At 62.2% G+C, this 13297-nt stretch carries 8 protein-coding genes and 1 riboswitch; of the genes, 4 read left to right on the top strand and 4 right to left on the bottom strand.

Annotated elements, in window-relative coordinates:
* Positions 1-294: 294 nt before the first annotated feature.
* The 4 genes from NZU74_00885 to phaC all read left to right on the top strand — a co-directional run bounded on the left by NZU74_00885 (position 295) and on the right by phaC (position 5570).
* On the top strand, positions 295-1068 hold the full coding sequence (locus NZU74_00885; GenBank protein MCS6879865.1) for a TrmB family transcriptional regulator: 774 nt from the start codon (positions 295-297) through the stop codon (positions 1066-1068).
* 8 nt (positions 1069-1076) lie between these two features.
* Positions 1077-3011, top strand: a complete 1935-nt coding sequence (locus NZU74_00880) for a heavy metal translocating P-type ATPase (protein ID MCS6879864.1) — start codon at positions 1077-1079, stop codon at positions 3009-3011.
* Positions 3012-3319: 308 nt separating this feature from the next.
* On the top strand, positions 3320-4366 hold the full coding sequence (locus NZU74_00875; GenBank protein MCS6879863.1) for a hypothetical protein: 1047 nt from the start codon (positions 3320-3322) through the stop codon (positions 4364-4366).
* 115 nt (positions 4367-4481) lie between these two features.
* Entirely contained in the window at positions 4482-5570 is a 1089-nt protein-coding gene (gene phaC, locus NZU74_00870; protein ID MCS6879862.1) for a class III poly(R)-hydroxyalkanoic acid synthase subunit PhaC, read from the top strand.
* 92 nt (positions 5571-5662) lie between these two features.
* Here phaC and NZU74_00865 read toward each other — a convergent pair whose 3' ends face one another.
* The 4 genes from NZU74_00865 to NZU74_00850 form a co-directional block, all read right to left on the bottom strand.
* On the bottom strand, positions 5663-6478 hold the full coding sequence (locus NZU74_00865) for a CPBP family intramembrane metalloprotease (protein MCS6879861.1): 816 nt from the start codon (positions 6476-6478) through the stop codon (positions 5663-5665).
* 144 nt (positions 6479-6622) lie between these two features.
* Positions 6623-7579, bottom strand: a complete 957-nt coding sequence (locus NZU74_00860) for a type II restriction endonuclease (GenBank protein ID MCS6879860.1) — start codon at positions 7577-7579, stop codon at positions 6623-6625.
* Positions 7579-9012 carry a site-specific DNA-methyltransferase gene (locus NZU74_00855; protein MCS6879859.1) on the bottom strand — a complete coding sequence of 478 codons (1434 nt, stop codon included), beginning with the start codon at positions 9010-9012 and terminating at the stop codon, positions 7579-7581. Before NZU74_00855 ends, NZU74_00860 begins: the two co-directional genes overlap by 1 nt.
* Before the next feature lie 339 nt (positions 9013-9351).
* Positions 9352-12582 (bottom strand): hypothetical protein, encoded by a 3231-nt coding sequence (locus NZU74_00850; GenBank protein MCS6879858.1) that lies wholly within the window; start codon positions 12580-12582, stop codon positions 9352-9354.
* A 303-nt stretch (positions 12583-12885) separates the two neighbouring features.
* Positions 12886-13035, top strand: a riboswitch (FMN riboswitch).
* The last annotated feature ends 262 nt before the right edge of the window (positions 13036-13297 follow it).

Here is a 13297-nt window from a genome sequence, read left to right as displayed (position 1 = left end):
CGCCAGCCGGCGCCGACGTTTATTCATCGCTGTATCTCCTTCCTCGCTCGGTTGAAGGAGGGCGGGTAAGCCGGATTGACCCATGCCCGTGCCGGATGGGAGGATCTGGGCGGGCTACACCCTCCCGGACCCGTTTGTTACCGCAACCCTCTCTAGTGTACCGTCACCCGGCACAGGCGCGCAAGGGCGCCCCGGAGAAGGGCCGAACAAAAGGGTTGACGAGGGGTATGCAGCGCGGTATACTATGAGTAGTTCGGAGTTGAACTACTAATATGCAATGAGACGACAATCGCTATGGATCTGCTCGACCAACTGGCAGCCCTGGGGTTGACCGAATACGAAGCTAAAGTCTACCTGGCTCTGCTGAGCGAGCATCCGGCGACGGGCTATCAGATCAGCAAGAGTTCCGGCGTGCCGCGCTCGATGGTGTATGAGGCCCTGGGGCGGCTGGAGGGACGGGGGGCGGTGCTCAAATCCGAGGAGGAGAAGGCCACCCTCTACCGACCGGTCTCGCCGGCGGTGCTGCTGGATCGCTACGAGCGCGAGGCCCGCGAACGGGCCGAGCGGCTGCGGGCCGAGTTGATGCCGCTCTACAACCGGCAGGAGTCAGGGCGGCTGTGGAACTTCAGCGGGCGCCGCGAGGCCCTGGCTTACGCCGAGGAGTTGATCGAGGGCGCGCAGCACGAACTGATGCTTGTGCTTACCGACGCCGATGTCGAGGCCCTGCGCGAGTGCCTGACCCGCGCCCACGCCCGCGGGGTCGCCCTGGGCGTCATTCTCACCGGCACGGCCGAGTTCGAGCTTGGCCAGGTGGTGCGCCATCCGCCGCGCGAGACCGAACTGCACCAGATGGAGGAAACGCTGATCGTCGTCGCCGATGAACGCGAGTTTTTGATCGCCAGCGGTCACCTGTTCACCACCGCCACGGTGACGACCAACCATAATATGGTGCTGATTGCCCGGCAGTTTATCTGGATGGAACTCTTCGCCCAACGCATTTTTGCCCGGCTTGGTCCCGATCTGCTGGCCAGGCTGTCGCCCGAAGACCAGCAGGTGCTGCATTTTTGAGGCTTACCATGGCAACCCTTTCTGAACGCATTCAGACCGCAGTGCGGTCGGAGCGGCGTTTTACCTTTGATGATCGTATCCTGGAACCCCTCTTCGTGATTCTGACCCTGGCGGGCATTGTCGCCGGAGGGATGCTCGAACGCCTTGACGTCGCGCCCGCGGCGCTGCTGGCAGTGCGCGTCGCCACCTACTTCTTCGGCGGGTTCTACGCCGTCCAGGCCATTCTCGAAGGGCTGCGCGAACGCCGGATCAACGTGGATCTGCTGATGGTCCTGGCGGCCCTCGGCGCGGCCTATGTGGACGCCTGGAGCGAGGGGGCGATCCTGTTGTTCCTGTTCTCGCTCAGCAATGTGCTGCAGAACTACGCCATGGATCGCACGCGCCAGGCGATTGAGAGTCTGCTCGAACTGCGCCCCGATACGGTCACCGTGCGCCAGGGCGATACGCTGGCGACCATGCCGGTGGAGGAGGTGGGCGTTGGCGCGGTGGTGGTGCTACGCCCCGGCGACCGGGTGCCGCTGGACGGAACCATTCTCCGCGGCTCGGGCGCATTCGATGAGTCGGCGCTGACCGGCGAGTCGATGCCGGTGCAGCGCAGCGAGGGCGATCCGGTGCTGGCCGGCACGCTCAACCAGAGCGGCGCCCTGGACATCGTGGTCACGAAGCCGGCCAGCGAGAGCACCCTGGCGCGCATCATCGGCATGGTCAGCGAGGCCCAGGCGCGCAAGGCGCGCACGCAGAGCTTCCTCGACCGGGCGGAGCAGTACTATGCCACCGGGGTGATCCTCGCCGTGGCCCTGTTCATCGCCCTGGTTCCGCCGCTGTTCGGCGTGCCCTGGCACGAGAACTTCTACACGGCGATGGTGCTGCTGACGGTGGCCTCGCCCTGCGCCCTGGTGATCAGCGTGCCGGCGGCCCTGCTCAGCGCTATTGCCAATGCCGCCCGCAACGGCGTGCTCTTCAAGGGCGGCGCCTATCTCGAGGAGTTGAGCAAGATCAAGGTCATCGCCTTCGATAAGACCGGCACGCTGACCTATGGCCAGCCGGTGGTGAGTGACGTGCTGCCCTGCGCTGGCGTCACGACCGAGGAGTTGCTGGGCGCCGTGGCCCGCGCCGAGCAGCCCAGCGAACATCCCATCGCGCGAGCGATCATCGCCTATGCCGAGGAGCAGGGCATTGTGGTCAGCGAGCCAGAGCGCTTTGAGGCGGTGACCGGCATGGGCGTGCGCGCCAGTTGGGATGGCGTGGAGACGCTGGTGGGCGCGCCGCGGCTCTTCGAACATGCGGGAACGCCGATCCCTGAAGCGCTGCTGGCCGAGGCCGACCGGCTTGCCGATGAGGGGCGCGGCAGCGTGCTGGTGGCGCGCCGCGGCGCGCAGTGGCTTGGCCTGGTAACGGTGATGGACCGCGAGCGGGAAGACGCTGCTGCGCAGATCCGCGCCCTGCGGGCCAACGGTATCGAGCGCATCGTGATGCTCACCGGCGACAACCCCCGCGTGGCCCAGGCTGTCGGGCGCCGCCTGGGGGTGGATGAGGTCCATGCCGGCCTGATGCCCGAAGATAAGGTGCGTATCGTCAGCGAACTGGGCGCCGCCTATGGCCCCACGGCTATGGTGGGCGATGGGGTCAACGACGCGCCAGCGCTGGCCAGCGCCACAATCGGCATCGCCATGGGCGCTGCCGGCACCGACGCGGCCCTGGAAACCGCCGACGTAGTGCTGATGCGCGACGACCTGGGGGCCATCGTCTACGCCGTGGACCTTAGCCGGCGCGCCCAGCGCATCGTCTGGCAGAACATTATCTTCGCCTTCGCCGTGGTGGTAGCCCTGGTTACATTAACCCTCACTATCGGCGTGCCCCTGCCCCTCGGCGTGGTCGGCCACGAGGGCAGCACCATCCTGGTGGTGCTGAATGGCCTGCGGTTGCTGGTCCATCGAGGGTAGGCAAAGGGGCCTTCTGGCAGGTCCGAGGAACCTTATTAGTCTGTGAACAAAGTCTTTCCCTGAACCCCCGCCCCCTCCCCAACCCTCCCCCGCTGGGGGAGGGAGCCCGGCTCCTCCCCCCAACGGGGGGAGGCTGGGAGGGGGGCGGAAATGCCAGGAAACCTACTTTACAGACTACTTCCAGCAGGGGCAACCTGGAGGGTTGCCCCTGCTGGAAGGTCCCCCCCTGAGCAGCCTTCGCTCCGAAATGCTATACTATCGCTCATCGCCTGTATCCGGCCCGAAGGGGCCGGCAAGGAGGAGCGTGTATGGCATTGGCAGAACCGCCCCGCACCCTCATGGATTTCTGGCTCGACGCGCAGCGGCAGACCTGGCAGCGACTGTACGGCGCGACCAACGAGCAGACCCCCCCTGCTCTGCCCCAGATGATCGCCCAGTGGCAGCAGGCCGCGACCCAGGGCTTCACCGCCTGGCTCACCGGGGCCGACCCCTTCGCCCAGGTGATGTCGCGCCAGTTGCTGAGCGCCCAGTCAATTATGCTGCAGGTGATGGAGCAACTCTCCCGCGCCTGGCAGGATCTCAGCCCGCGGCTCGCCGCTGGCGAGGACCAGACGCGGGCGCTGCGCGAGACCGCCGAGCAACTGCGGCGCCAGTTTTTCCCTGACCCTGCCGCGCTGGCCCGCGCGGTTCAGGAGAGCAGCGATCTCTGGCGGCTCTACCTGGAGGAGATGCAGCAACTCGCCCGTCCCTGGGCCGAGGTGCTGCGGCAGGCGCCGAGCGCGCCCGCCGGTGGTAGCGCCTTGCTAGAACTGACCAGTCTCTACTGGGACGCCTATGAGCGCTCGTTCGGGCGCGTGCTTGAAAGTCCGCGCATGGGCTTCTCGCGCGAACTGGAGGAGAAGGTCCTGCGCGGCTTCGAGGCCTGGGCCGAGTTGCGCCGCGCTAGCGTTCAATTTCAACTGGTTGTCGCTGATATCTGGACCGACGTGTTCGAGCAGGTATTGCGTGGCCTGGCCGAGCGCGCCCAGAATGAACGGCCTATCCAGAGCCTGCACGAACTGCTCCAGTTCTGGACCAGCGTGGCCGACCGGCAATTGGAGGCGGCCTTCTCCGGCGAGAAGTTCCTGCAGGCCCAGCGCCAGTTGTTCAACGCCGCGATGCGCTACCGCCTCCACGAGCAGCAGATCGTCGAGTTCGGCCTGCGGGCGAGCTATGTGCCGACGCGCAGCGAGATTGATGAGGTTCATCGTAACATCTACGAACTGCGTAAGGAAGTGCGGGCGCTGCGTAAGGAACTGCGCGAGGGGCGCGAAACCCCGGCCCGGCGCGCCCCGGCCCGCAAGAAGACGTCGTAGGCGGCGGGCGTGCCTGTAGAGCAACCTTCAAGGTTGCCCGGCAAAGTTTCGCCATTGCATCGGGCAGCGCCCTGGCGAACCCGCTTCCCCCGCAGTTATATCCAGGAGAACTGCAATGACCCAGGCCCCCGTTCAACTGAACCCGGTTGAGACGCTCCACGAACTGACCGAGATGCATCGTAAGTTCGTGGAGGGCATGCGTACCCTGAGCCGCATGCGCCACGAGGACATCCAGGTGGGTACAACGCCGAAAGAGCCGGTCTACCGCGAGGATAAGCTGGTGCTCTACCGCTACGTCCCTGTGGTCGAGCAGCCGTTTCCCATCCCCATCCTGATCGTGTACGCCCTGGTCAACCGCCCCGCCGTCGCCGACCTGCAACCCGACCGCTCCCTGGTGCGCAATCTGCTGGCCCAGGGCATGGACGTGTACCTGATTGACTGGGGCTACCCCTCGCGGGCCGACCGCTACCTGACCCTCGAAGACTACATCGCTGGCTACCTCGACACCTGTGTAGACGTGGTGCGCGAGCGCCACGGCCTGGAGAAGATCAATCTGCTCGGCATCTGCCAGGGGGGCACCTTCTCGGTCTGCTACGCTGCGCTCTACCCCGAGAAGGTGAAGAACCTGACGGTCATGGTCGCGCCGATTGACTTCCACGCCACCCAGGAGGGACGCAGCGGGCTGCTGAACCTGTGGGGGCTGGGCCTCGACGTGGATCAACTGGTCGAGGCCACCGGCAACATCCCCGGCGAGTTGATGAACTTCGGCTTCGTGATGCTTAAGCCGCTCCAGCTTAACTTCCAGAAGTACCTGGACGCCCTCGAAGTGATGGATGACGAGCAGAAGCTGCTCAACTTTCTGCGCATGGAGAAGTGGATCTTCGATAGCCCGGACCTGGCGGGCGAAGCGTTTCGGCAGTTCGTGAAGGACTTCTTCCACGAAAACAAGCTGGTCCGCGGCGAAGCCGAAATCGGCGGGCGCCGCATTGACCTGCGCCGGCTGACCATGCCGGTGCTGAACATCTACGCCGAGCAGGACCACCTGGTGCCGCCGCCCTCGACCATCGCCCTTGGCGAGCACGTGGGCACGTCCGACTACACTCTGTGCGCCTTCCCCGTCGGACATATCGGCATGTACGTCAGCGGCAAGGCCCAGCGCGATCTGGCGCCAACAATTGCCAACTGGCTCAAGGCCCGGGCGTGAGGTGTGGAGGTGTGGAGGTGTGGAGGTGTGGAGGTGTAGAGGTGTGGAGGTGTGGAGGTGAAGGTCGGGTTTCGGTAGTCCCATGCGTGCAGTCAAACTGTGACCCTGGCGCGGCGTGACAGATGCTTCGGTTTGTACAGGAACACCACTACCACCGCCCACACCATCACCACGGTGCTGATGACGGCGGCAAGCACGCCGTTGCCGGCGTTCGAGGCCGAAATGAAATTGAAACAGCCGTGCGCGAGCGCCACAACGAGCACACTGCCGCCGGTGCTGTTAAATAGCCAGGTAAACACGAGCGCCCCGGCGAACAACCCCAGCGCCCATCCCGGGGCGATGGCCGGGTCAAAGAGATAGAAGAACTGCGGCAGGTGCCAGAATGCCCAGAAGATCGTCAGGATGATCGTGGCATTCAGCGCGTTGTGGGCCTTCTGCAAGCGCGGCAGGGCATACCCGCGCCAGCCTGCCTCTTCACCGATTCCGAAGGTAAAGATCCACAGCAGCAGCGCGCCGATGCCCAGGGGAGGAAGAAAATGCACCTCGCCGAGCTGCGCGAGCGTAATGGGGTTGTCAGTCAGGAGATCGACGGACAGGATGACTGCCAGCCCGATCAAAAGCGGGGATAGGGCGACAAGCCACCAGATCGGCTCGACGCGCCACCTGGCGACGCGCGCCCATAGCTCCTGCAATCCCCGTCGCCCCTCGGTCGCCCCGGTCACGATGACGGCGGCGAGCAGGGGGCCATAGGCGATGAGATAGTGAAACCATCGGGGAAGGATGGGCGCGATCAGTCCGTGGGCGGCCAGGGCCAGGGCGATGCCGATGGACCAGGAGAGGGCATAGGCCAGCGCGAAATAGGCAAGCAGACGACCGGAGAGCTGAGGGGCGGCGACCCTCGCGTTCATACAGGCTCCTTCGATGATGGATGTAGGAGATCCTTAACTCACGACCCAACTGCTGGCTAATCTCGGCTGGAACGCTGACGCACACCAGCACAACCATCGTCGCCGGGCGCCGGCGTATTGTTTCAATCGCCGTGTGGTCACTATTTAGAGCATACACAACCAGCGCGAAATTGATGCGACCTGATCGGGGTGATTCAAGTTAGCAGCGTTAGCAAGCTGTCCCGCACTCAATTGCTCCCATATTTCAGCAGCCATTTTCTTCTCGATTGCCGCACCTATAAAAAAGGTGTAAGGAGTATGACCTTGTTTAGCAAAAGCTACACGTATACGCTCAAGAGCAGTTCGCGCAGTTTTCCAATGCTCATCCGCTCCTGCCGGATCAATGCCTCCCTTAAGTTCACCAAGAGCAATGTACGATTTAGCTGAGTTGCAAGTTTCTTTGTGCAAATCAGCGGGGTTCAGATCAAACAAACATATATCCACATTATTTTTAACTAGAGGAACGGTCAGATTATAAATCAGTGTTCGTGGCTTGCCTTTTATTTGCCAACTCAACCCTCGTAAGGACAGTTCGACGTCCGGGTCGTCATCTTTCATATCGAGCCATTGTCTGGTCTTAGCATCCTGCCACTTGTACGCTACACCGGCTATTCTCAGGGTAGAAATTATAGATCTGGAGACTTTTCGCTCTGCCAGCACACCACCTATGTTGCGCATCGAACCACCCAGTGCATCTCCACGTGTTAGCAAGAATCTGAATACAAGCTCTTCAACAAACTTAGCACCCGCTGGCTCAAGGAAGTTCTTTATCAAATTATTGATAGCTTCGTCTTTGTCTGTCTGAAGTAGATGAACTTGAGCTTTGTCAGATAATCCCGCTGCAGTGAGCAGGCCCGACTCGATGCCCTTAATGGTTAGTAAATCAGACGGTCGTTTAGCTTTTGATGCGGCAGATTGAAGAGCCCGAGCCTCAGCTACATATGGTGTAGCACGACGGTTCTTTTCGAGCGCGAGAGCAACAAATCCTGCGCGCGTATCTTCATAGGTCGTGACGAGATCGCTACTTGAGCTCAGATGGCTTCGATATGGAGGCAAAGACATCACTGTTTTCTCCAAACGTAAATGCACTTACGCAACTTCTCCCTTCCATATTCACCCATCTGCTGGCTGCTGTTGCCTTTGCCATCTGGCAAGACAAAAATATTTTCAACGTAGAACCCTAATCTTTCCGCGATATCTGACAGAATCATATCTACGGAAATACTGGCGCCTGCGTATCGCACATTATCATTAACCATGAATAACGGCGAGCCAGGTTTTAAGACACGCGCACACTCGGCGATAACGCATGCCATTTCATAGAAGTAGCCTCGGATCATTCCAGGAATGCCATTGTTGTTAAGGGCGCCCTGCGCTTTTTGTCGGTCCAGATACGTTAGAATAGATTGAAGCAGTTGTTGCTCATCAGCAGCGGAGAGAGCTTTCGTCCATTTCGGGTTAATATTCAGCAGATCTTTCGCGCGATTTTCTACAGTGCAACTTAGCATCTCCTGACGAAGCCTTGACAACTCGGCGGCAGTTACGCCCAAAAGCGCAAGTTCCAATGCGTATGTGCGTGTATAGTCATAGCGGTTGCAGTATGGCGGTGAAGTTATAATTGCGTCGTATTCACAATCGGGCAATTGGGGAAGAATCTCCAGGCATGATCCATTATACAAACGAATCCGACCATGGGGTTTTTCAGCGGGAAACAAAGTCGCCTGATGATTTGGAGACACATCAACTAATATTTCGTTAATCTTGTCGCAAATAGCCTCATCAAAACTCGGTATATCACCTTTGTTAAAAATTTTTTTGCCTTGTTTTCGTCCCGAACGAACATCCCAACGCAAATACTGCCCGTCCTTGCGGGTGAAACTAATAGACTCCACGACGCATAGTAAAACAAAACGCAATACGGCCTGGACCTTGCTATTCTCCTGCTGAATCAGACCCATATATTTTTCAATAGCCTGTTTCGTTTCCTCAGGATAAGCTCCTTTGGTAATACGCAACTCAGGCAAAGGAACACACACTTCAGATTTCTGCCAGGGCTTTTGTTCTGACCATTGACTCAATCGTTCAAAATCCTCGTGTGTAAACTCTGTATATAATATTTGTTTAACAGCAACTATTTCACGACCAACAGGCAACAGCTCGATACCATCCGCATCAATACCGATTGCGCTTGCCGCCAGAAGCGTGGTTCCACTTCCAGCAAATGGGTCAAGTATTTTTCCTGCGGTTATTTTGTACCTATTAAAGAAATGTTCGACTAGCGAGGCCGAAAACGCCTCCTTGTACTTATACCAGCGGTAGACGGGCCTGGATTTATTAGCCTGAAAACTAACCAGAAGACGAGAAAACGGGGCTTGAACGACAAATCTCTCCTTAAAACGCTGAGATAACTCTTTATCAAGAAGTTCTATATCATCAAGATCCACAAAACGAGCGATTAACGAAGCATTTGAGTTGTTGAAGGGATGCGGTGCCATTTTGAACCCCGTTTTGGTTATACTTTCAGAAACGTCGAAGCATAAGGGTTATTGAGGAGCCAAACTTTTGCCGATCGTGGGTGCGATATTGCAGATCTGGCACAATGACTCGGTTCGCACTGTGCGATACGACAATAACGTACCACTTCGCTCTGACGTGAAGTTCGTGGCGGCTTGCTTGTTCGGGTTACCCTATAGCTTCCAACGCCTAACATCCGAGGAAGAAGATTGGGAGATTATACCACTTCTCTCTTGCGAGGGTTTCATTAACCAGGGGCATTCTCCCCCTACTGCAATCCCGGATGAACCTGTAATGACTCTAACATGCCTCTGGCATATTCACTGAAGCGATCGCCCTACATTCCCGTTTTCTAGGATGTCTGTTTCTTCCACCCCCACCCCATACACCTGCACCCCCAGGTCGCGGCGGTCGTTCTGGCGCGGGTCCTCGCGGGCGGGGATCCACGACGGCCCGGCCAGGCGCAGCAACAGGGCGCCGGTGGGCGCGGGCGGCAGCCGCGCCGGATCGAGGCGCACCCGGTACGTGCCCGGCTCACCATTGACTGCGAAGCAGCCCAGTTCGACCGGCGCGCCCGTCGTGGCAGGCCACTGGCTGGTTTCGGGCAGGGCGCTCAGGCACACCCGCGCCGGCCCCAGGTGTGCTGGACGCTCGCCAGCGCCCAGCTCCAGCCCTACCTCGCTTGCGGCGGCTCCGGCGGGCCACGGCAGGCGCAGGATGGCGTCGCCGTTGGTCCAGGCATAGGCGCGGCCCACCGGGTCTGCTTCGGGGCGGTAGAAGCCGGTGACCTGGGCGGCGAAGGCGTCGGGGAGGAGGGGCGGCTCGGGCGTGGCGACCGCGCCCGGCGCGCCCGGCACGAGTCGGTAGATCGCAAAGGGCAGCGTCAGCCGCGAGACGTTGCGCGGCTTCTGGTCGGTGAGTTGCTCGAACTCCGGCAGGTCGAGGGTGAAGGCGCCCGCCAGTTCCAGGTCGAAGCCGGGCAGGGCGAAGCTGCCGCCCGAGGCGCTCAGCAGCAGGTAGACCTCGCGGCCCTCGGCGCGCCAGTAGCGGGCCTGGAGGGCCAGGTCCGCGGCGTAGTTGCCCGGCCGGGCGCTCTTCACTGCGAAGGCGTCGAGGTCATAGGCGAAGCGCAGCGGGGTGGCCACCAGGTCGGGGATGTCGCGGGACTGGGCATGGATAGGGGCGCCGCCGCGCAGCAGCAGCACGTCGCTGCCGGGGCGAAACTGCCGCGCCAGGGCGCTCAGTTGCGCCACTGCTCCCCGGTACTCGGTATGGAAGAAGATCGGGCGGTTGGTGACCGCGAAGAAGGCCACTTGCAGCGCCGCGAGCGCCACCGCCGCGCCGAGCAGTCCTGCCCCGAGGACACGGGGCGTGGAACGCCAGCGTGCAATCCCGGCAGCGGCCAGAGCGACCAGGGCGTAGGCCATCCCCAGGCTGAGCGCAGGATAGGTTATCGGCACGAAGCGGCGCAGAATGTAGATGTAGTGCTGCTCGCCGGTGCCGTAGGTTTGCCGCACGTAGAAGAACGTGCCCAGCAGGCTGACGCTGAGGAAGAGCCACGCCGCTGCGCTCAGCCCGCGCCGCCACCACAGGGCGTAGCCCACGCAGCCCAGGACCATGCCCAGGGGTGAGAGGTACCAGCCCACGCGCACGAGGTTCGCCAGGGGAATGCGGTACTTCTCGTTGATAATCTCCGGCTGCGAGGTGAACGTTGCCGGGTCGGCCGTCAGCCGCTGCCACCAGGACATGCCGTTGTACTCCTCGTACCAGAGTTGCACCGGCAGGCGGATGGGCGCGCCCACGTAGCCCTGGAGCCGCAGCCAGTTGAGGGTCTGGTTGCTGAACGGCCCGCGCCAGGGGCCTCGTTCTTCCGCCAGGCGCGCGCGCAGTTCGGCGGTGGCCGCCAGGTCGGGCTGCTGCTCCCAGACCTTGTCCCCCACCAGCACCACGCCGGCCATGGCGCGAGCCTCGTCAATGGTCATGCGCCCCTCGCGCACATCGAGGGCCACCAGCTCCGGGTCGCGAGTGAGGGGGTCGTTCCAGCCGCCGCGGGTGTTGAAGAAGATGTCGGCGTCGAGGATCTGCGGGCGCACCAGGTAGGCGTAGCCGGCCAGCAGCAGGAGCGCGACCATGGTCGCCCGCAGGAGCGGCTCGCGGCGGCGGGCCAGGGTCTGCTCCAGGCGCCGCAGCAGGCCGGCACGGGCGCGCAGGGCGAGCAGGGCGGCCCCCACGGCGCCCAGCAGGGCCAGTTCCAGCGCCAGGCGCGCCCAGGCGCCCAGAGTCAGGTCGCCGGGCAGAGTCAGCGGGCGCGCCAGGGCGCTGCGGGGGCTGGTCAGAAACGTCTCGCGCACCTCAGGGGTCAGGAAGGGCAGGCTTGCCAGGGCCAGCAGGGCCGAATCGCGCAGCAGGCGTTCGTGGCCGGTATCGAAGACGTAGGCCCGGGCGATCAGCAGCACGTGGAGCACGGCGTGGCCGAGCATCAGGCCAAGGGCCAGGGCGAGAATAGTGTGCCAGCGTTCCCAGCGGCGGCTGACCCAGATGTAGACCAGGTAGAGCAGCAGCGGGCCGAGGAGAAAGAAATCCAGCCGCGCCAGGGCCACCTGCCCTACCGCCAGACCTGCCAGGGCCGCAGCCCGCCGCCGGGTAGCCGTGTCACTGGCGGGATCGTGCATCACGGCGAAGAAGAACAAGCCGGCCCAGATCAAAAACTGCGCGACCGTCTCGGCGGTGGAATAGCGCGCAAACCAGACCTGCACTCCGTTAAGGGCGAGGAACATCATCGCCAGCCAGCCCACCCAGGGACCGGCCAGACGCCGCCCGAGCATACCTGCGCTCCACACCCCCAGCCAGCCCAGCAAGCCCACGGCGAACAGCCCCGCGGCGGGGCCGCCAGCGGCGGTGAGCAGGGCGATCCAGGCGGGGAGGAGGTGCAGGCCCTGGGGCACCACCCGGCCCCGGGACAGTTCCCCCTCATAGACGAAGAACCCGGCGGCCCGCAGGCGCGTGGCGATGTAGCGCTCTTGCGGCTGCCCGATAGTGTAGTTGGTGATCGCCTGGCGCGCCGGATTGGCAAGCCGGGGGTCAGGATCACCGGCCCGCCGCCCCAGATCGGCGAGCAACGGATCGGCCTGCACCAGCGCCCCGGTGCGGGCGATGGCGAAGCCGGTGTTGGCATAGACCCCCGCGTCGCGCACCCCCAGCACCACCTCGAATGGGCGCGCGACGAGCAGCAATGTCAGCGCCAGGACCGCGCCGTAGACCAGGAACTGCCAGCGGGGAACGGGGCCTGCCGGCGCCGCGCGCCGCCCGCCCCGGGCCACGAGGGCGCTGGCGGCGACGGTCAGAGACAGGTGCAACCAGAGACTAAACAGGCCAAGCTGGGCCAGGAGCAAGGCCAGCCAGCCGCTCCAGAGGGCGCTGGCGGCCACGCGCTCGAAGTGGCGCTCCAGAGGGTCGGCGGGCGCGCCGAAGCGCCGGCTCACGGCCCAACCGGGCAGATAGAGCAGCAGGGGCGCGCAGAGGGCAAGCAGCAGTGGCGCTTCGGCAACCATCAGAGGGCGATTATAGCATACAGCGTTCCGACACTTTATGGTATACTCTATCCCAACACTGGTCAGAAGAAGGCGAAGAGAGCAAGTTTCTTCACGCGCTTGCTAGAATGGGGTTTGCATAGCGGCATCCTGAAATGACAAGCACCTCTTAATTGAATAGGGCAACTAGTCTGTGAACCAGGTTTTGTGCTCAACCCACCCCCTCCCCAACCCTCTCCCGCGGGGGAGGACATCCGGCTCCTCCACCCAACGGAGGGAGGCGGGGAGGAGGGCGGAAAGGCCAGAAAACTTAGTTCACAAACTAGCAACCTTCGGGGCAGGGTGAGTCTGGCAATGAAGCCGGGCAATTCCCGATCGGTGGTATAGCCCACGAGCGCGGCAACTTTCTGATGCGGCGCACGATCCGGTGCAACTCCGGGGCCGACCGTATAGTCGGGATGAAAGAAGGTTCAAACACGCTGGGATTCCGCCATAGCGTGCTGATCTGGTTTCGCGATACCCCGAACAGTGTTATTGTTCGGGGTATTTTCACAGCAGGCCAGCCAGCGGCGTGGCGGCTGGCTTGCGCGCATAAAGCGTCCCGAAGGCATCTGACACCTTCGGGACGTTGTGTTTGTTGGAGCCGTTGATACGAGGAGGCAGAAGAGCGTGGCAAGGTGCTCACTCCCATCCTGACCGTGTATGTTCGCGTAACTGCGGCACATGACTATGACTA

This window comes from Chloroflexaceae bacterium, from assembly GCA_025057155.1.
Classification (GTDB): domain Bacteria; phylum Chloroflexota; class Chloroflexia; order Chloroflexales; family Chloroflexaceae; genus JACAEO01.
This window is presented reverse-complemented; position numbering and strand designations above follow the sequence as displayed.

Coding starts and splice junctions, on each gene's coding strand:
- phaC (MCS6879862.1), top strand. CDS start 4,482: ATGACCCAGGCCCCCGTTCAACTGAACCCGGTTGAGACGCTCCACGAA.
- NZU74_00855 (MCS6879859.1), bottom strand. CDS start 9,012: ATGGCACCGCATCCCTTCAACAACTCAAATGCTTCGTTAATCGCTCGT.
- NZU74_00880 (MCS6879864.1), top strand. CDS start 1,077: ATGGCAACCCTTTCTGAACGCATTCAGACCGCAGTGCGGTCGGAGCGG.
- NZU74_00865 (MCS6879861.1), bottom strand. CDS start 6,478: ATGAACGCGAGGGTCGCCGCCCCTCAGCTCTCCGGTCGTCTGCTTGCC.
- NZU74_00875 (MCS6879863.1), top strand. CDS start 3,320: ATGGCATTGGCAGAACCGCCCCGCACCCTCATGGATTTCTGGCTCGAC.
- NZU74_00850 (MCS6879858.1), bottom strand. CDS start 12,582: ATGGTTGCCGAAGCGCCACTGCTGCTTGCCCTCTGCGCGCCCCTGCTG.
- NZU74_00860 (MCS6879860.1), bottom strand. CDS start 7,579: ATGTCTTTGCCTCCATATCGAAGCCATCTGAGCTCAAGTAGCGATCTC.
- NZU74_00885 (MCS6879865.1), top strand. CDS start 295: ATGGATCTGCTCGACCAACTGGCAGCCCTGGGGTTGACCGAATACGAA.